General features: G+C 70.3%; 18 protein-coding genes. 13 read left to right on the forward strand and 5 right to left on the reverse strand.

Annotated features, from left to right (window positions below):
- Window positions 1–133 precede the first annotated feature (133 nt).
- The 9 genes from OG870_RS23075 to OG870_RS23115 all read left to right on the forward strand — a co-directional run bounded on the left by OG870_RS23075 (window position 134) and on the right by OG870_RS23115 (window position 10250).
- Window positions 134–1009: a hypothetical protein gene (locus tag OG870_RS23075; protein ID WP_266839422.1), complete on the forward strand. Its 876-nt coding sequence runs from the start codon at window positions 134–136 to the stop codon at window positions 1007–1009.
- A 159-nt stretch (window positions 1010–1168) separates the two neighbouring features.
- Complete coding sequence (locus tag OG870_RS23080; protein ID WP_266583158.1) at window positions 1169–1924, forward strand: YcnI family copper-binding membrane protein; 756 nt, start codon at window positions 1169–1171, stop codon at window positions 1922–1924.
- An 89-nt stretch (window positions 1925–2013) separates the two neighbouring features.
- The gene (locus tag OG870_RS23085) at window positions 2014–2667 is read left to right on the forward strand and encodes an SCO family protein (RefSeq protein WP_266517615.1); all 654 of its coding nucleotides are present in this window, start codon (window positions 2014–2016) and stop codon (window positions 2665–2667) included.
- Window positions 2664–3119: a copper chaperone PCu(A)C gene (locus tag OG870_RS23090; RefSeq protein ID WP_266839419.1), complete on the forward strand. Its 456-nt coding sequence runs from the start codon at window positions 2664–2666 to the stop codon at window positions 3117–3119. Before OG870_RS23085 ends, OG870_RS23090 begins: the two co-directional genes overlap by 4 nt.
- Before the next feature lie 13 nt (window positions 3120–3132).
- On the forward strand, window positions 3133–5262 hold the full coding sequence (locus OG870_RS23095; protein ID WP_327691373.1) for a copper resistance CopC/CopD family protein: 2130 nt from the start codon (window positions 3133–3135) through the stop codon (window positions 5260–5262).
- A gap of 8 nt (window positions 5263–5270) precedes the next feature.
- Window positions 5271–6569, forward strand: a complete 1299-nt coding sequence (gene efeB, locus OG870_RS23100) for an iron uptake transporter deferrochelatase/peroxidase subunit (RefSeq protein ID WP_327691374.1) — start codon at window positions 5271–5273, stop codon at window positions 6567–6569.
- A 91-nt stretch (window positions 6570–6660) separates the two neighbouring features.
- A complete protein-coding gene (gene pheA, locus OG870_RS23105) occupies window positions 6661–7593 on the forward strand; it encodes a prephenate dehydratase (RefSeq protein WP_266517624.1) in 933 nt (310 codons plus the stop codon).
- Window positions 7594–8157: 564 nt separating this feature from the next.
- On the forward strand, window positions 8158–9435 hold the full coding sequence (gene serS, locus OG870_RS23110; protein ID WP_266517626.1) for a serine--tRNA ligase: 1278 nt from the start codon (window positions 8158–8160) through the stop codon (window positions 9433–9435).
- Complete coding sequence (locus OG870_RS23115) at window positions 9432–10250, forward strand: HAD family hydrolase (protein ID WP_266925311.1); 819 nt, start codon at window positions 9432–9434, stop codon at window positions 10248–10250. The genes serS and OG870_RS23115 overlap by 4 nt, the downstream gene beginning before the upstream one ends.
- Before the next feature lie 381 nt (window positions 10251–10631).
- Here OG870_RS23115 and OG870_RS23120 read toward each other — a convergent pair whose 3' ends face one another.
- The 5 genes from OG870_RS23120 to OG870_RS23140 form a co-directional block, all read right to left on the reverse strand.
- Window positions 10632–10832 carry an SGM_3592 family protein gene (locus OG870_RS23120; protein WP_266517630.1) on the reverse strand — a complete coding sequence of 67 codons (201 nt, stop codon included), beginning with the start codon at window positions 10830–10832 and terminating at the stop codon, window positions 10632–10634.
- 78 nt (window positions 10833–10910) lie between these two features.
- Window positions 10911–11630, reverse strand: coding sequence for an ABC transporter permease subunit (locus tag OG870_RS23125; protein WP_266517633.1), 720 nt, complete (start codon window positions 11628–11630; stop codon window positions 10911–10913).
- Window positions 11631–11640: 10 nt separating this feature from the next.
- Window positions 11641–12552: an ABC transporter ATP-binding protein gene (locus tag OG870_RS23130; protein WP_266517635.1), complete on the reverse strand. Its 912-nt coding sequence runs from the start codon at window positions 12550–12552 to the stop codon at window positions 11641–11643.
- Window positions 12549–13466, reverse strand: a complete 918-nt coding sequence (locus OG870_RS23135; RefSeq protein ID WP_266682370.1) for an ABC transporter permease — start codon at window positions 13464–13466, stop codon at window positions 12549–12551. Before OG870_RS23135 ends, OG870_RS23130 begins: the two co-directional genes overlap by 4 nt.
- The gene (locus tag OG870_RS23140) at window positions 13456–14430 is read right to left on the reverse strand and encodes an ABC transporter ATP-binding protein (protein ID WP_266842123.1); all 975 of its coding nucleotides are present in this window, start codon (window positions 14428–14430) and stop codon (window positions 13456–13458) included. The genes OG870_RS23135 and OG870_RS23140 overlap by 11 nt, the downstream gene beginning before the upstream one ends.
- A gap of 236 nt (window positions 14431–14666) precedes the next feature.
- Here OG870_RS23140 and OG870_RS23145 point away from each other — a divergent pair, with 236 nt between their 5' ends.
- The 4 genes from OG870_RS23145 to OG870_RS23160 all read left to right on the forward strand — a co-directional run bounded on the left by OG870_RS23145 (window position 14667) and on the right by OG870_RS23160 (window position 19217).
- The gene (locus OG870_RS23145; protein WP_266839410.1) at window positions 14667–15509 is read left to right on the forward strand and encodes a M24 family metallopeptidase; all 843 of its coding nucleotides are present in this window, start codon (window positions 14667–14669) and stop codon (window positions 15507–15509) included.
- A gap of 17 nt (window positions 15510–15526) precedes the next feature.
- Window positions 15527–17278, forward strand: coding sequence for an SDR family oxidoreductase (locus OG870_RS23150; RefSeq protein ID WP_266842121.1), 1752 nt, complete (start codon window positions 15527–15529; stop codon window positions 17276–17278).
- Window positions 17279–17614: 336 nt separating this feature from the next.
- Window positions 17615–18547: a MerR family transcriptional regulator gene (locus OG870_RS23155; RefSeq protein WP_266583150.1), complete on the forward strand. Its 933-nt coding sequence runs from the start codon at window positions 17615–17617 to the stop codon at window positions 18545–18547.
- Window positions 18548–18668: 121 nt separating this feature from the next.
- Window positions 18669–19217: an RNA 2'-phosphotransferase gene (locus OG870_RS23160; protein WP_266583148.1), complete on the forward strand. Its 549-nt coding sequence runs from the start codon at window positions 18669–18671 to the stop codon at window positions 19215–19217.
- Window positions 19218–19256 lie beyond the last annotated feature (39 nt).

Raw genomic sequence — 19256 nt, forward strand, 5'->3', positions numbered from 1 at the left:
TGGGCGATGCGTCCTCAACAGAATCGGTGTATGTGGGGGCGGGCCGTACCAGAGAGTGACCTTCCGGTTCGGAACCGAACCTTGCGGACCTGCCGTATGGCACCCATAAGGCCAGTGCGATGATGAGCCCGCCATGACTGCCCCCCACCAGCGCAGGGCGCGCTCCGGGAACGATCTCCGGATACTGCGGGCCGCGGTGTTCGCCGCGGTCTGCGTCGTGCTGGCCGCGGCCGGTCACACCCTCGCCTCCTGCGCCACGGTTCCGCTGTGGACGCTGGGCGCGGGTTTCCTGGGGGCTTTCCTGGTCGCGGCCCCCCTCACGGGACGCACCCGCTCTCTGCCCGGCACGGTAGCGCTGCTCGCGGTCGGACAGACCGTGCTGCACACGCTGTTCGGACTGGGGCAGCACACGACCGCGGCTCCGGGCGCAAGTTCGCCGATGTCACTGATGTCGCCGATGTCCTCAATGCGGTCGATGTCCTCGATGGCCGACGCCTCCCTCGTGGAGCGGGCGGCGCGGCTCGTGTGCGGGACCACGGCGGCGGCGATCAGCCCCGCCCAGGCCCGCAGGATCCTCGCCGACGCGCGGCTCTCGCCGGACACGGCCATGGACATGGGCTCCGTGCACCACCCGGCGGACGCCCTGTCCACCACCGGTTCCATGTCCTCGCTGCTGCCGTCCCTGCCGATGCTGCTCAGCCACGTCCTCGCGGCGATCGCCGCCGGCTGGCTGCTGCGCCGCGGCGACCTGGCCCTGCTGCGGCTCGCGGAACTGTCCACGCTGTCGGCGCAATCGGTCACCGACGGAGCGCTCGTACGATCCCTGCGCGCGGCGCTCGCGCTGGTGCGCGCCCTGCGGGCCGGCCTCCCGGCCGCGCCCGAAGAGGGCCCGCGCCCGCCGCGCACCGCACTTCTCGCGCCGCCGAAGCCCCGAACCACCGCGCTCCAGCACACGGTGATCAGACGCGGTCCGCCGGCCGCCGCGCCCGGCCTCGACCTCGCCGCCTGACGCGACGCGACCACCGCTCCGTATCCACTTCGGATCCACGGGAGAGGGCCGCCGTCGTGCGGCACACGCGCGTGCCCGTTGCGGGCCGACAGGTCACCGCCACGCACGCGTACCTCTCCCAGCACCAGGAACCTCACTCGAAGTGGAGTGCACCCGTTCATGAAGGCTTCCCGTCTCGCCGTCACCGGCGCCGTCGCCGCCTCTGCCGTCGTCGTCCTGTCCGCGCCCGCGTTCGCGCACGTCAGCGTGCAGCCCGAGGGCACCGCCGCCAAGGGCGGCTACGCGGTCATCGACTTCAAGGTCCCCAACGAGCGCGACGACGCCTCGACGACCAAGGTCGAGGTCAACTTCCCGACCGACCACCCGCTGGCCTCCGCGATGCCGCAGCCGATGGACGGCTGGAAGATCCAGGTCACCAAGTCCAAGCTGGCCAAGCCGATCGAGATGCACGGCAAGAAGATCAACGAGGCCGTCTCGAAGATCACCTGGACCGCGCAGGGCAAGGGCGTCGAGCCCGGCTACTTCCAGAAGTTCCCCATCTCCGTGGGCACGTTGCCGGAGGACGCCGACGAACTCGTCTTCAAGGCGCTGCAGACGTACTCCGACAACGAGGTCGTGCGCTGGATCGAGGTGCAGAAGGACGGCGCGGAGGAGCCCGAGAACCCGGCCCCCGTGCTCGCCCTGTCCGCCGCCTCCGAGGACGGGCACTCGCACGGTTCGTCGACCGCCGAGGACGCCTCCGCCGACGCCAAGGGCGCCGACTCCAAGGACGCCGAGAACACGGCCGCCGACACCTCCACCGCCGCCGACAGCAGTGACACCACCGCACGCGTGCTGGCCGTCGTGGGCATCGTCGTCGGCGCGCTGGGCGTGGCGTACGGCGTGCTCGCCGGCCGTCGGCGCAGCGACGCCTGAGGCCTGTTCGTCCGCGTGCTGCACCGGGGGCGCAAGCCTGTGCCCGCCCCCGGTGCACACCGGAGCTCTCACATCTGGGACATTTTTCTATGCGCAAGAAGACGTTCGCCACGGCCGCGCTGCTCGCCGCCGCCACTTTGACCCTCTCCGCATGCGGCAGCGGCGACGACAGCAAGTCACCTGTCGCCGTGGTCTCCGAGGACACCTCGCAGAAGGCCGCGACCATCCTCGACAAGCCCTTCGAGAAGCCCGACCTCGTCCTCACCGACACCAAGGGCGAGAAGTACGACTTCCGCAAGGAGACCGCGGGCCGGCCGACGCTGATCTACTTCGGCTACACCCACTGCCCCGACATCTGCCCGCTGACGATGAACAACCTCGCCGTCGCCAAGAAGCAGCTGCCCAAGGCCGAGCAGGACAAGCTGCGGGTCGTGTTCGTCACCACCGACCCCCAGCGGGACACCTCGTCCGAGCTCGGCAAGTGGCTCAAGGGCATCGACCCCCAGTTCGTCGGCCTGACCGGCGACTTCGCCACCATCCAGGCCGGCGCCCGTACCCTCGGCATCTCCATCGAGCCGACCCACAAGGACAAGAAGACCGGCAAGACGGTCTCGGTGCACGGCACCCAGGTCATCGCGTTCTCGCCGAAGACCAACGGCGGTTACGTGCTCTACGGCGAGGACGCCACCGTCGGCGACTACACCAAGGACCTCCCCAAGATCATCAAGGGAGCGAACCCGTGAGGCACCTGGCCGTGCCCGCCGCGGTCATGGTGGGCGCACTGGCTCTGACCCTGACGGGCTGCGGCGGCTCCGACGACGCGAAGGCCGAACTGTCCGTCAGCTCCTCCTACATGCCCCAGCCCGTCTCCGACATGGCCGCGGGCTTCCTCACCATCGCCAACAAGGGTGGCGCCGCGGACGACCTGACCTCCGTCACCAGCGACGCCGCGGGCAGTGTCACCATCCACCGGACGGTCGGGCAGTCCATGGAGGAGGTCAAGTCCCTGGATGTCCCCGCACACGGTCAACTCGTGTTCAAGAGCGGCGGCAACCATCTGATGTTCGAGAACCTGAAGTGGCAGCCGAAGCAGGGCCAGAAGGTGACCGTCGAACTCCACTTCGCCAAGGCCGGCCCGATCAAGGCTGAGATACCGGTGAAGTCCGCCACGTACAACCCCGCGACCGGACACTGAGGGAGGGACCACCATGACGCAGACCATCACCCCCCGCCGTATGCGGACCCTGGTGCTGCTGTTCCTGGCCGTCGTCGGCGTGCTCCTCGCCGGTGCCGGACCGGCTTCCGCGCACGCCGCGCTGACCGGCAGCGACCCCGCGCAGGGGGTGGTGGTCGACAAGGCACCCGACCAGGTCACGCTCACCTTCTCCGAGAAGGTCGCCACGTCCGACGAGTCGCTGCGCGTACTCGACCCCAAGGGCAAGCGCGTCGACTACGGCAAGCCGTCCAACGTGAGCGGCACCTCGTACGCCGTGCGGCTGCACAGCGGCCTGCCCGACGGCACCTACACGGTGGCCTGGCAGGTCGTCTCGGCGGACAGCCACCCCGTCGCCGGGGCCTTCACCTTCTCCATCGGCGCCCCCTCCCTGACCAGCGTCTCGGTCACCGACCAGACGGTGGGCGGCGGGGTCGTCGGCTGGCTGTACGGCTTCGGACGGTACGTGTCCTACGCCGGCTTCATCGTCATGGTCGGCGGCGCCGCCTTCGTCCTCGCCTGCTGGCAGCGCGGTTCCGGCGTACGGTCCCTGCAGCGGTTCGTGGTCTCCGGCTGGCTGGCGCTCACCTCGGCCACCCTCCTGCTGCTGCTTCTGCGCGGCTCCTACACCAGCTCCGGCAAGGTCGGCGACATCTTCGACCTGAGCCTGCTCGGGCAGGTGCTGCAGACCAAGTCGGGCGCGGCGCTGGTCTCGCGGCTGCTGCTGCTCGCCGCGGCGGCGCTGTTCATCGCCGTGCTCTTCGGCGCGTACGACAAGCGTGAGGACGAGGAGAAGCGGGATCTGACCTTCGGGCTCGCGATCGGCGGATTCGTCGTGTCCGCCGGTCTCGCGGCGAGCTGGGCGATGGCCGAGCACGCCTCGACCGGGCTCCAGCCCGGTATCGCGATGCCGGTCGACGTCGTCCACCTGCTGGCGGTCGCGGCCTGGCTGGGCGGCCTGAGCGCGCTCCTCGTGGCGCTGTACCGGTCGGACATCCCGGTCGACTCCTCGGCCGTACGCCGCTTCTCGCAGGTCGCCTTCTCCAGCGTCGTCGCCCTGGTCGCGACCGGCGTCTACCAGTCCTGGCGCCAGCTCGGCTCCTGGTCGGCCTTCACCGACACCACGTACGGACAGCTGCTCCTCGTCAAGATCGGTCTCGTGGTGCTGCTGGTGGGCATCGCGTCGATCTCCCGGCGTTGGACGGCACGGCTGGCGGACACGGCCGTACTGACGCCGCGCCGAGGGAAGGACTCGGGCGCGGAGGAGGCGGGCGCTGAGGAGGCGGGCGCTGAGGTTGCGGCCGAGGGCGACGCCCCGGGCGAGAAGGAGCCGGCGGCCGCCCGGGCGGGGGCCGGCTCGACGAAGACGGCGACGGCGGCGGCGTCCGGCGAGGCCCGGGGCTCTGGTGGCTCCGGTGATGCCGGTGATGCCGGTGGCTCCGGTGGCTCCGGTGGCTCCGGTGGCTCCGGTGGCTCCGGTGGCTCCGGTGGCTCCGGTGGCTCCGAAGACCCCGCCGACCGCGAGCGCGCCGTCCAACTCGCGCGCCAGCAGGCCGCCGTGGACACGGCTCGGCAGAAGCGGCAGCGTGACGCCGACCCCAGCCGCTTCGGGCTGCGGCGTTCCGTGCTCGCCGAGGCCGGTGTCGCCGTGGTCCTGCTCGCCGTCACCACCGTACTGACGCAGACCGAGCCCGGTCGCACCGAGCAGGAGGCCAAGGCGACCACGTCGTCGTCCTCGTCCTCGTCGTCCTCGTCCTCCTCCTCCACGTCCGACTCGTCGTCCGGCGCGCTGACGCTGACCATGCCCTTCAACACGGGTGGCACCGACGGCAAGGGCGTCGTGTCGGTCGACTTCGACCCCGCGCGCGTGGGCGGCAACGAGATGCACGTCTACGTCACCCGGCCCAACGGGCGGGCCTTCGACATCCCCGAGGTGAAGGTCGCCTTCACGCTTGAGGCGAAGAAGATCGGGCCACTGCCCGTCACCCCCGACCATGTCGCCACGGGACACTGGTCGGCGAGCGGAGTGCAGATCCCCATGGCCGGCGACTGGAAGATCGCCGTGACCGTGCGCACCTCCGACATCGACCAGGCGACCGTCTCCAAGAACGCGCAGATCGGCTGAACCGCACCATGGCTGAACAGTCCATTCCGGAGGCACGCACTCCCAAGGCACCGCCGGCCGAGGCCGCTGACGGGAACGCGTCCCCCGGAGACGGCATGTCTCGACGGAAACTGCTCGGCACCGCCGGCGCCACCGGGCTCGTGCTCGGCGCGGCCGGCGGCGCCGTGGGGTATGCCGCCGCTCCCTCCGGGGCCACCCCGCTCAGCTCACTCGGCTCCGACCGGGCGATGTTTCACGGGAAACATCAGCCCGGCATCACCGAAGGTCTCCAGGCCCGCGGCCATCTCGTCGCCTTCGACCTGGCGGCGGGCGCGGGCCGCAAGGAGGCGGCCGCACTGCTGCGCCGCTGGTCGGTGACGGCCGAGCGCCTGATGAGCGGCGAGGCGGCGGCGCACGACGACACTGACGTGGCCCGCGATGCCGGCCCGTCGTCGCTCACCCTCACCTTCGGCCTCGGCCACAGCTTCTTCTCCCGCACCGGTCTGGAGAAGCAGCGCCCGGTCTCCCTCGACCCGCTGCCCGACTTCTCCTCCGACCACCTCGACAAGGCCCGCAGCAACGGCGACCTGTGGGTGCAGATCGGCGCCGACGACGCCCTGGTGGCCTTCCACGCCCTGCGCGCGATCCAGAAGGACGCGGGCAGCGCGGCCCGCATCCGCTGGCAGATGAACGGCTTCAACCGCACCCCGGGCGCCACCGCGCACACCATGACGGCCCGCAACCTCATGGGCCAGCTGGACGGCACGCGCAACCCGAAGCCGGCCGAGTCCGACTTCGACAAGCGGATCTTCGTTCCGTCCTCGGGCGCGAACGCCCCGGCCTGGATGGCGAACGGCTCCTACGCCGTCGTCCGCCGCATCCGCATGCTCCTCGACGACTGGGAGAAGCTCTCGCTCACGACCCAGGAGAACGTCATCGGACGCCGGAAGGCCGATGGGGCGCCCCTGTCGGGCGGCACGGAGACGACCCCGATGGACCTCGACAAGGCCGACTCCAAGGGGGAGTACGTCGTCCCGGTGAACGCCCACGCCCGCATCACGCGCCCCGACCAGAACGGCGGGGCGGCCATCCTGCGGCGCCCGTTCTCGTACCACGACGGCTTCGACGCGGACGGGGTGCCAGACGCGGGCCTGCTCTTCGTCTGCTGGCAGGCCGACCCGCTGCAGGGCTTCGTCCCCCTCCAGCGCAAGCTCGACCGGGGCGACGCGCTGTCGAAGTACATCCGCCACGAGGCGAGCGGTCTGTTCGCCGTGCCGGGCGGGGCGGCGAAGGGCGAGTACGTGGGGCAGCGGCTGCTGGAGGGGTGAGGGCCGGGACGGGAGCCGGGCGGGAGCCCACGGGCGGGGCCCTGCTGAGACGGGTGAGCCGCGCTTTCGTAAGGCCCATTAGGGTGAGGTCATGCCAGCGAGCTACGCGTATCTCGGTCCCGAGGGCACCTTCACCGAAGCCGCCCTGCGCACCCTTCCCGAGACGGCCACCCGGGAACTGGTCCCGTACGTGTCCGTCCAGTCCGCGCTCGACGCGGTCCGCGCCGGTGAGGCCGAGGCCGCGTTCGTGCCGATCGAGAACTCCGTCGAGGGCGGCATCACCACCACCCTGGACGAGCTGGTCGCGGGCGCCCCGCTGATGATCTACCGCGAGGTGCTGCTGTCGATCACCTTCGCGCTGCTGGTCAGGCCGGGCACCAGGCTCTCCGACGTCAAGACGGTCTCCGCGCACCCGGCCGCCCAGCCGCAGGTGCGCAACTGGCTCAGGAACAACCTCCCGGACGCCCACTGGGAGTCGGCCGCCTCGAACGCGGACGCCGCCCGGCTGGTCCAGGAGGGCCAGTACGACGCGGCCTTCGCCGGCGAGTTCGCCGCCGCCCTGTACGGCCTGGAGGCGCTGGAGACCGGCATCCACGACGCCGAGAACGCTCAGACACGCTTCGTGCTGGTCGGCCGACCTGCCCGGCCCGCGGCGCCGACCGGCGCGGACAAGACATCCGTCGTGCTGTGGCAGCGCGACGACCACCCCGGCGGCCTGCGCGACCTGCTCGACGAGTTCGCCACCCGCGGCATCAACCTGATGCTGCTGCAGTCGCGGCCCACCGGCGCCGGCATCGGCAACTACTGCTTCTGCATCGACGCGGAGGGCCATATCTCCGACCGCCGGGTGGCCGAGACCCTGATGGGGCTCAAGCGGATCTGCCTGGAAGTGCGGTTCCTGGGTTCGTACCCGCGTGCGGACATCGGCGTCGAGGACGTACGCGCGCTGTGGCGGGGGACGTCCGACGAGGACTTCGTCGCGGCCTCGGACTGGGTGGCGCGCTGCCAGGACGGCCGTTTCTAGCCCAACCGTCCAGTCTGCCCAGGGGCACGACCGGCCAGTCCTACCTGCAGATTTTCGTTGTCCACAGGAGTTATCCACAGGCAGGCTTCTCGACCTGGGGACAAGTCGACACCCATGCGTCACTCGGTCGACAAATCGGCCTACAGGCCCCTCTCGCGTCCACCGGCCCCCATGTCACCGTTCGTCCACTCGTTTCCTTTAGGCAATCCTTTGGAGCGACCTGTTTCCACTCGAAAGTGGTGGTAAAGCAGGGTCTGCGCTGGGAATCCAGGGTGTGACGGAGCAGTTTCGGAGTGATCAATTCCGAAATCCACAGACCGTCCGCACACCCTGTGGATAACTCTTCGGGGGTTGTGGACCGCTGTGGACAACCGAGCGCCAAGTCCCTTTCCCCACAAGGGAATCGAGTCAACCAGACGCCGACGACCTGCCCCGTTCCAGGGAGTGAGACACCTTTTGTTGACACTGTGCGCAATTCGCACATAACGGAACGTAAGACACATTTGCCAACCGTTGGGAATAGTGAGTCGTGGGCCGTATGCCCGCACCGGTAGCCTTGACCGCGTGATTGACCTTCGCCTGCTCCGTGAGGACCCCGACCGTGTGCGCGCGTCCCAGCGTGCCCGTGGAGAGGACGTCGCGCTCGTCGACGCTCTCCTGTCTGCCGACGAGCGGCGCAGGTCGTCCGGCGTCCGCTTCGACGAGCTGCGTTCCGAGCAGAAGGCGCTCGGCAAGCTCATCCCCAAGGCCTCCGGCGACGAGAAGGCGGAGCTGCTGAAGCAGACGGGCCGGCTCGCCGCCGACGTCAAGGCGGCCGACGCCGAGCAGCACGAGGCGGACGAGGAGACCAAGCGGCTTCTGCTCCAGCTCGGCAACCTCATCCACCCGGACGTCCCGGTCGGCGGCGAGGAGGACTTCGTCGTCCTGGAGACGCACGGCACCATCCGCGACTTCGCCGCCGAGGGCTTCGAGCCCAAGGACCACCTGGAGCTCGGCGAGGCGCTGGGCGCCATCGACGTCGAGCGCGGCGCCAAGGTGTCGGGCTCCCGCTTCTACTACCTGACGGGCGTCGGCGCCCTCCTGGAACTGGCGCTGGTCAACGCCGCGATCGCGCAGGCCACCGAGGCGGGCTTCGTCCCGATGCTCACCCCCGCGCTGGTCCGCCCGCGCGCCATGGAGGGCACCGGCTTCCTCGGCCAGGCCGCGGAGAACGTCTACCACCTGGAGAAGGACGACTACTACCTGGTCGGCACCTCCGAGGTCCCGCTCGCCGCGTACCACATGGACGAGATCCTCGACGCGGACAAGCTGCCGCTGCGCTACGCCGGCTTCTCGCCGTGCTTCCGCCGCGAGGCCGGGACGTACGGCAAGGACACCCGGGGCATCTTCCGCGTGCACCAGTTCGACAAGGTCGAGATGTTCTCGTACGTCGCCCCCGAGGACGCGGAGAACGAGCACCGGCGGCTCCTGGAGTGGGAGAAGCAGTGGCTCACCGGCCTGGAACTGCCCTTCCAGGTCATCGACGTCGCCTCCGGCGACCTGGGCGCCTCGGCGTCCCGCAAGTACGACTGCGAGGCGTGGATCCCCACGCAGGGCAAGTACCGCGAGCTGACCTCGGCCTCCAACTGCGACGGCTTCCAGGCACGCCGGCTGTCCGTCCGCATGCGCGACGGCAAGAAGGTGCAGCCGCTGGCGACGCTCAACGGCACGCTGTGCGCCGTACCGCGCACGATCGTGGCGATCCTGGAGAACCACCAGCAGGCCGACGGCTCGGTGTACGTGCCGAAGGTGCTGCGCCCGTTCCTGGGCGGCCGGGAGGTCCTGGAGCCGATCGCCAGGTGAGCGACGCGTCTCCCGTCAAGGGCTTCCCGTACCGGCTGATCGCGACCGATCTCGACGGCACGCTCCTGCGCTCCGACGAGTCGGTCTCACAGCGCACCCGTGACACGCTCGCCGCGGCCACCGCGGCGGGCGCCGCGCACATCGTCGTCACCGGCCGCGCGGTCCCCTGGACCCGGCACATCCTCGACGACCTCGGCTACCAGGGCCTCGCGGTCTGCGGCCAGGGCGCCCAGGTGTACGACGCCGGCTCGCACCGCCTGCTGACGTCGGTCACCCTGGACCGGCAGCTGGCGGGCGTGGCCCTGGCCAAGATCGAGGCGGAGGTCGGCCCGCTGTACCTGGCGGCCAGCCGTGACGGTCTGGACGGCGATGTGCTGGTGGGGCCGGGCTACGCGGTCACCGGCAGCCTTCCGTCGACCCCGTTCACGAACGCGTCCGACCTGTGGACCGCCCCGCTGAACAAGATCTACATACAGCACCCTGAGCTGTCCGACGACGCCCTCGCCGAGGCGGCCCGCCGGGCGGCGGGCGGCTTCGTCACGGTGGCGATGGCGGGCGAGGGCATCGTCGAACTGCTGCCGCTGGGTCTGTCCAAGGCGACGGGCCTCTCGCTGGCCGCCCGCCGCCTGGGCGTCAAGGCGGCGGACACGATCGCCTTCGGCGACATGCCGAACGACATCCCGATGTTCGCCTGGGCAGCGCGGGGCGTGGCCATGGCCAACGCCCACGAGGAACTGAAGGCAGTGGCGGACGAGGTGACGTCGTCGAACGAGGAGGACGGCATCGCCGTCGTACTGGACCGCCTGCTCGCATAGGCGCGGACAGACATGCCGCTGGGGCGGTGCGGGTGGGCGCCGTGGCACCTGGTGATGCCGGACTGCGCAACCGACCCGTCCGCCCCAGCGGAGGATGCCCCCTGCGACGGGGGCGACGGGGAAGGCGGCCCACGCAAGCGCAGCGCGCGTCGCGTGCTCGAAGCGGCCGCCCCGGGCAACTCCCTGTGCGATACGGGGTCGACGGTGGGGTAACTACACCGGAACCCGCCGCGGGCTGCCCTGTCGGGAGCTGGACGAACTGTCGTGCATGGACACCGTCCCGCTCCTCTCCCTGAACGTGGCGCCGGATCGTCGTCCGGCGACGGGGACACAACCACTGTGCCGGTACGACGAGTTGGACGCCACCGAATTAGTGCGAGGTCAGCGGCGTCGCCACCGCCGGCGCCGCCCCTTGCTGAAGAACCACCCTGCGGGCGGCTCGTCCGAGCGCCAGGGCTGCGGCTCGGGCTTCTCCTCGCGCCAGCGCGCGGCCAGCATGCGGGCACGGGCGGACGGCTCGGACGTCTCGGCGCCCTGTACGAAGTCCTCGTCCAGCACCAGGTCGTCCCAGTCGTCCGCCATCTCCGTCCCTCCCGGCCGTATCCGCTTTCGCCCAGTGTGCCCGGACAGAGGTGAAACCTCCGTCAGGATCAGGACCTGTCACTCCTCCCCGGCGAGCGTCAGCGTCCGCAGCTTCTGCCCGGCGTACCAGGTGGCCAGGACGGTCACCGCGACCAGGAACACCGTCGCCGTCGTCAGTCCGACGTCGGAGGTGACCAGGTCCCCGCCGGCCACCTTGTGGGCGACGGCCAGCGACCACTGCTGGACGCTCAGCGTGCGCGCACCGGGCACCAGGGACCCGAACAGGGCCTCCCAGACCAGCGCGTAGACGAGCCCGAAGACAACCGCGTGCCGGGACACCGTGCCCAGCAGCAGGAACAGCGCCGCGTACGCGATGGAGGAGACCAGCGCGGCCACCGTGTAGGCGACGGCGATCTGCTGGCCGTTGCCGTTGAGGATGAAACCGGCGATGAGGGTCGGCAGCGCGGAGAACACCATGGTCACGGCGATCGCCACGATCAGCTTGGTGAAGATGATCGTCGGCCGCTTCAGCGGCTTGGACAGCAGGTACACCACCGAGCCGTCGTCGATCTCCGGACCGATCGCGCCGGTGCCGGCGATGACGCCGATGATCGGCACCATCGTGGCGAGCGCGAGCCCGCCCAGCAGGTCCGAGGCCGTCTGGTCGTCGGCGCCGGCGAGAGCCCGTACGACGACGGAGATCACGATCAGCAGCAGGGGCAGCGCGCCCAGGATGAGCGCCCGGCGACGGCCGAGCAGGGCCCGGTAGGTGAGTCGGGCGACTGTGGGGTCGTACATCTTCGGCCTCCTACGCCGCGACGAGATACGAGAAGACGGACTCGAGCGACTCGTCGGACGGCGAGACCGCGAGCAGCCGGATGCCGTGGTCGCGGGCGACCCTGGGCAACAGGGCCGTGAAGCGGCCGAAGTCGACGGCCTGGATGCGCAACGCGCCCTCCGCGAGGTCGACTTCGATGCCGGACGTCGACGGGTCCGCGATCAGCGCGGCCGCGAGCGCGCGGTCGTCGCTGGAGCGCACCAGGTAGCGGTGCGGGCGGTCGGTCATCAGACGGCGGATCTTGCGGAAGTCGCCGCTGGCCGCGTGCCGTCCGGCGACGACGACCTCGATGTGCCAGGCGAGTTGCTCGACCTCTTCGAGGATGTGGGACGAGAACAGCACCGTGCGGCCCTCGTCGCCCATGCGCCGCAGCAGGTCCATGAGCTGCATGCGCTGGCGCGGGTCCATGCCGTTGAAGGGTTCGTCGAGCAGGAGCAGCGAGGGGTCGTGGACGAGGGCCGACGCCATCTTCACGCGCTGACGCATGCCCTTGGAGTACGTGGAGATCTTCCGGTCCTGCGCGTACTCCATCTCGACCGTGGCGAGCGCCTTCTGCGCCGCCTTGGCGTTCAGACCGTGCAACTCGGCGTTGGCGACGACGAATTCGCGCCCGGTGAGGAAGTCGTACATCGCCTCGCGCTCGGGGACGATGCCGATGTGCTTGTAGACCGTCTCGTTGCGCCACACCTGCTGGCCGTCGAGGGTGACGGTGCCGGTGGAGGGCGCGAGGAAGCCGGCCATCATGTTGATGAGGGTGGACTTTCCGGCGCCGTTCGGACCGAGCAGGCCGGTGACGCCGGGGCCGATCGTCATGGTGACGTCGTTGACGGCGACCACGTTGCCGAACCAGCGGGAGACGTGGTCGATGTTGAGCGTGGTCACAGGCCCACCTTCCGGTAGCGGCGCATCAGGAGGCCGTAGCAGGCGGCGATGAGACCCAGGACGACCAGGACGTAGACGACGCCCTCGCCGTTCGTCGGGCCGATCTCGCCGGGGAACGCCGAGGCCGCGCCGAGGAAGGCGGTCTGGACACCGTCGACGAGGGTCACGGGAGAGAAGAGGCCGATCCAGGGAATGGCCCTCGTGCTGTTCTGCGCCTCGGCGATGGCCTGGAGCGTGGAGACGGCGCCGTAGGAGATGGTCATCACGGCGATCACGGCGGCGATGCCGAAGCCGCGCCTCGGGGTCACCGAGGCGATGACCAGGCCGATGCCGGCGAAGAGCAGCGAGAGCAGTGCCACGGAGACGAGTCCCTGAGCGAACCCCTTGGTCTGGTCGGCGAAGTCGAGCTTCGCCAGCAGCGCGCCGACATAGAGAACGAGCAGCGGCGCCGCGGTCAGGACGAACAACGCGGAGGCCAGCGCCGCGTACTTGGCGCGCACGTAGTCGGCGGTCTCGATCGGCCGCGAGAAGTACAGCGGCACGGTCTTGAAGCGCAGGTCGCGGGAGACGGACTGGGGTGCCTGCGAGGCGACGTACAGGCTGATGACGGCCTGCATGATGATCGCGTAGCGCGTGTAGTCGACGGGCAGGTCCTTGGCCTTCGTGGCGACCGCGACGGCGACCATGATGGCCGCGGGCACGCACATCACCACGAACAGCAGCATCGGCAGCACCTTGGACTTGACCGAGCGGCCGAGGCCGTAGGCGCCGCGCAGGGACTGCGAGTACAGCGAGCGGGTGGCGTAGGAACGGCCGAGGCGGGGGCCGTCGTAGTTGCGGTAGCCGATGTTGTGGATGCGGGTCTGGTCACCCGACGCCGCGGCCGGTGTCCGCATGGGCTGCTCAACTGCCATGGACGGCCGCCTCCTTCGTCACGTCCTGCTCCTCGGTGTCCGCGTGGAAGACCTCGGAGATGTGGTGCCTGCGCTGCTCCATGCGCACCAGGCCGAGGCCGAGGTCTGCGACGACGTCGCGCACGAGGTCGTACGTCTGCTCGCCCTGCGCGGTCAGCAGCAGGATGTGTCCGGCGCCCGGCAGGCCGTTGCTGCCGTCGAGGACCTCCACCCCGCGCGCCTGCAGCACCTCGCGCACCGCGCGCGTGCCGTCCGGGTGCTCGTCGGTGTCCGTGACCTCGATCGCCAGAGTGGTCGTGGTCTGTGTGAAGTCCGTGGTGGAGCTGGAGCGCAGGAGCTTGCCGCCGTCGATGACGACGACGTGGTCGCAGGTCCGCTCCAACTCGCCCAGCAGGTGCGAGGTGACCAGGACCGAGATGCCGAAGTCGGTGTGGATACGGCGGATCAGGCCGAGCATGTCGTCGCGGCCGACCGGGTCGAGGCCGTTGGTCGGCTCGTCCAGGAAGACCAGCTGCGGGTCGTGGACGAGGGCCTGCGCGAGCTTCACGCGCTGCTTCATACCGGTCGAGTAGCCGCCGATGGGGCGGTAGCGCTCCTCGTACAGACCGACATGGCGCAGCGTGTCCGCCGTGCGCTCACGCGCGGCCGTGGGCGGCAGGCCGGACATACGCGCCATATGGACGACGAACTCGGTCGCCGAGACGTCCGGCGGCAGACAGTCGTGCTCCGGCATGTAGCCGACCCGCTCACGGATGTCGGCGCCCTTGGTCGCGACGTCGAGCCCGAGCACTTCGGCGCGGCCCTCGGAGGCGGGGGTCAGACCCAGAAGGATCTTGATCAGAGTGGACTTGCCGGCTCCGTTCGCTCCGACGAGCCCGGTCACACCGGGCCCGACGTCGACGGAGAGCCGGTCAAGCGCGGTCACCCGGGGGAACCGCATGCTCAGGCTTTCGGTCGCGATCACAGTCACGGCTAAGACGATAGTGACGCGTACCACGCCGGTCGTCAGACCGCAGAGCTGTCTTGACGTCCGACTCCAGGCGTACGGGTCCGTAGGGGATTCCCCTACCTGAGAGCTACGCAGAGTTATCCACAGCCCTGACCCGGTCTATTGACGCAGCCTCTAACAACTGTCACATTCACCGGTGTCACGTTACGGGCACGTACCGCAGTCGGTGTGGACGAGGGTGGGGCGGTGGCATGACGACGGCAGTGGCAGACGAACTCTCCGTACGGCTACGGGGGTTCAGGCAGGTGCAGCGCCTCGCGTACGACTGCGCGGAGGCGGTCGCCGCACGCCTGCAGCCGGGCGTGACCGAGCGCGAGGCGGCCCGCATGCAGCGCGAGTGGCTGCGCGAGCGCGGCGTGCGGGACTGGTTCCACCTGCCCTTCGCCTGGTTCGGGGACCGCACGGCGTTCGCCGGCTTCCGCATACCGCTCCAGTTCTTCCCGACCGACCGCCGCCTGGAGCCGGGGATGCCGTTCATCCTCGACATGGCTCCCGTGTACGACGGATTCACCGCCGACATCGGCTACTCGGGCTCCCTCGGCATCAACCCCGTGCAGGACCGGCTCATGGCCGACCTGGAGGCCCACCGCGAGCTCATCCTGTGCGAGGTGCGCGAGCGGCGCCCGCTGCGCACGATCTACGAGGACGTGGACCGCCTCATGGTCCGCCAGGGCTACGCCAACCGGCACCGCGCCTACCCCTTCGGCGTGATCGCCCACAAGGTCGACCGCGTGCCACAGCGCCGCTGGTCACCGCACCTGTTCGGATTCGGCACCCAGTCCCTGAAGGGGCTCGCCTCCGACGCGCTGCGCGGCCACCGCGACGGCTGGTCCCCGCTCTGGTCGCCGTACCGCTTCTCCGACCACCCGCCGCAGCCGGGCCTGTGGGCGGTCGAACCCCATCTGGGCTTCCGGGGCACGGGCGCGAAGTTCGAGGAGATCCTGGTCGTCACCGACTCCGCGGATCCCGTCGAGAGCGCATTCTGGCTGGACGACGATCTGCCGCACGTGCGGCGCTGGGCGGAGGACAAGTGACGCTCTTTCCCGAGGCGATGCTGAAGGGCGCGCGCGAGCGCCGCGTGCCGACCGGCGGCGTCGAGCTGTGCGTGGCCGAGCTGGGGGACACCCATCAGCCCACGGTGGTCCTCGTGCACGGCTACCCGGACAGCAAGGAGGTCTGGTCGAAGGTGGCCGTCCGCCTGGCCGAGCGCTTCCACGTCGTGCTGTACGACGTGCGGGGCCACGGCCGGTCGACCGCGCCGCGGCCGCTGCGCGGCGGCTTCACCCTGGAGAAGCTGACGGACGACTTCCTGGCCGTGATCGACGCGGTCAGCCCGGGCCGGCCGGTGCACGTCGTGGGGCACGACTGGGGCTCGGTGCAGTCCTGGGAGTTCGTCACCGTCAAGCGCACCGAGGGGCGCATCGCCTCCTTCACCTCGATGTCCGGACCGTCCCTGGACCACTTCGGCCACTGGATCAACGGCCGCCTCAGGAGGCCCACCCCGCGCCGGATCGGCCAGCTCCTCGGCCAGGGCGCCAAGTCCTGGTACGTGTACCTGCTGCACACACCAGCGCTGCCCGAGCTGGCCTGGCGCGGCCCCCTCGGCAAGCGCTGGCCCGCGATCCTGGAGCGCTTCGAGAAGGTGCCCGGCGGCGGCTACCCGACCTCCTCCCTGCCCCAGGACGCGGCGCACGGCGCCTGGCTGTACCGCGACAACGTCCGGGCCAGGCTGCGCAGGCCCCGCACGGACGCGTACGCACACGCGCCCGTGCAGCTCATCACGCCCCTCGGGGACGCCTTCCTGTCGGAGAGGCTCTACGACGAACTGGAACAGTGGGTTCCGCAGTTGACCCGCCGCACCCTCCCGGCCAAGCACTGGGTACCGCGCACCCGACCCGACCAACTGGCCGCCTGGATCACCGAGTTCGTGACAACCATCGAGAGCGGAAAGAGCCAGGTGAAGGCGACCGGTAAGTACGCCGACCGGTTCGGCGGGCAGCTCGTCCTGGTCACCGGCGCCGGCAGCGGCATCGGCCGGGCCACGGCGTTCGCCTTCGCGGAGGCCGGCGCCCGCGTGGTGGCCGTCGACCGGGACGCCGAGGCCGCCGCCCGCACCGCCGAGCTGTCCCGCCTGCTCGGCGCCCCCAAGGCCTGGGCCGAGACGACCGACGTCTCCGACGAACAGGCCATGGAGAAACTCGCCGAGAAAGTCGCCGCCGAATACGGGGTGGTGGACGTCCTGGTGAACAACGCCGGGATCGGCCTGGGCGGCTCCTTCTTCGACACCACCCCCCAGGACTGGAAGAAGGTCCTCGACGTCAACCTGTGGGGCGTCATCCACGGCTGCCGGCTGTTCGGCAGGCAGATGGCCGAGCGCGGACAGGGCGGCCACATCGTCAACACCGCGTCCGCGGCGGCGTACCAGCCCTCCAGGGCACTGCCCGCCTACAGCACCTCCAAGGCGGCCGTGCTGATGCTCAGCGAGTGCCTGCGCGCGGAACTGGCGGGCCAGGGGATCGGCGTCAGCGCGATCTGCCCCGGCTTCGTCAACACCAACATCACCTCCACCGCGCGCTTCGCCGGCGTGGACGCCGCCGAGGAGAAGCGGCGGCAGAAGAGGTCGGCGCGTCTGTACGGCCTCAGGAACTACCCGCCGGAGAAGGTCGCCGACGCGATCCTGAAAGCGGTCGTCCGCAACGAGGCCGTCGTGCCGGTCACCCCGGAAGCCCGGGGTGCCCACCTGATGTCGCGGTTCGCCCCGCGCGCGTTGCGTGCGATCGCCCGTCTGGAACCACCACTGTGAGCGCACGGACCGCCCGGCACGCGCGCGTGCTCGACCACCGTGGGCAAGGGCCTGTTGCCCGCCGAGCCGGGCGGCGGAGTATGCGGAGTGCCTGGAGTATCTGGAGTATCTGGAGTATCTGGAGTATCTGGAGAGAGTGCCCGCGGCCGGGCGGCGATCGCCCGGCTGCACCGTGACAGTCACCTGAACCGGTCGTGGCCAGTCGTTTGGGCAGAGCCGAACGGGTGGGCACGGCCCGCGGCGCCGGGCGCGTCGCGCAGACGGCACGACGGCGGGCGGTCGGCACGACGGCGCACGGACAGCACGGCAGCACGACAGCGGACGGAGGCACGGAGCATGGAGACGACGTACCGGATCGAGGACCTGGCGCACGTCAGCGGCGCCACGGTCCGCACCATCCGCGCCTACCAGGACCGCGGCCTCCTCCCCCGCCCCGAGCGCCGCGGCCGCGCCAACCTCTACTCGGATGCGCATCTCGCCCGGCTGCGCCAGATCGCAGACCTCCTGGACCGCGGCTACACCCTGGCCTCCATCAAGGAGCTCCTGGAGGCCTGGGACGCCGGCCGCGGCCTGGGCGGGGTGCTCGGGCTGGTCGCCGAGGTCGACGGCCCGTGGACCGACGAGCAGGCGGTACGGGTCTCCCGCGCCGAGCTGGTCGAGCGGTTCGGCGGCTCCCCCGACGACGCGGCGGTCGCCGACGCCGTAGAGCTGGGCGTGCTCGAACCCGTCCCCGATGACGAGGACTCCTTCCTCGTGCCGAGCCCCCAAGAGCTGGCCGTGGCCGTCGAGTTGGCCGCGGCGGGCGTCCCCCTGTCCGCGGTCGCGGGCCATCTGCGGGAGTTGAGGGGACAGGTCGAGCACATCGCGGCCCGTTTCCTGGAGTTCACCACCGAGCACGTCTTCGCCCGGTACCTCGACGGCCCGCACCGCCCGACCGACGCGGACGCGGCCGAAGCGGCCTCACTGGTACGACGACTGCGGCCGCTCGCGCAGCAGACGGTGGACGCGGAACTCGCCCGCGCGATGCGGATGTTGGCGGTGCGGCAGCTGCGTCAGCGACTCGGCACGGGCGAGAGCGCACCGAGCGCTCCGATGTCACGCTCCGTGTCGTTGCCCGAGGAGACGATGCGGGCGGTGGAGAAGCTGGTTGGTCCGGAACGGGCGGCGGAGTTTGTGGGGCTGGCAGCTGAACGGGAGGTGCGAGCAAGGGCGTTGGACGCGCTCACGTCAAGGGGAGGGCCCCCAGTCGATCTTGACGAATGGGGCTGACATGTCGGGGAGTTGTCCACAGAACCGCCAATTAGCCTGTGGATAACTACAGTTGGTTGTGGACCAAACCTCCGCGTAAAAAAATCTGCGTGATCCACGTCTCTCCCGTCATGCTGAGCGGATGGACGAAAGACGCACCGTAAAAGTGTCGAAGTACCTCTCCAAGCATCTGCGTCACCAGCCCGAGCGGATCGGGCTCACACTCGACGAGGCCGGCTGGGTCGAGATCGACGTGCTGATCACCGCGGCCGCTGCCCACGGCTTCCGCTTCACCCGCGAAGAGCTGGACCACGTGGTCGCCGCGAACGACAAGAAGCGCTTCGCGATCGAGGGCACCCGGATCCGCGCCAGCCAGGGCCACAGCGTCGAGATCGACCTCGGACTGCTCCCGGCGACCCCTCCGCCGTACCTCTACCACGGCACCGTTGCCCGCACCCTGGACGCGATCCGCACCGAGGGGCTGCGCCCCATGAACCGGCACGACGTGCATCTCTCGCCCGACCGCGAGACGGCGACCCGCGTCGGCGCCCGCCGCGGCCGCCCCGTCGTGCTCTCGGTGGACGCGGCCGCCATGCACCGCGACGGACACGTCTTCCACGTCAGCGAGAACGGGGTGTGGCTCACCAAGGCCGTGCCGCCCCAGTACCTGCGCTTCCCGCGGCAGCACTGACACCCGGCCGCCTCGGAAGCGCTCATCTCCGGACGCCTC

Origin of the sequence: Streptomyces sp. NBC_00461 (genome assembly GCF_036013935.1) — a bacterium.
In the GTDB taxonomy this organism is placed as follows: domain Bacteria; phylum Actinomycetota; class Actinomycetes; order Streptomycetales; family Streptomycetaceae; genus Streptomyces.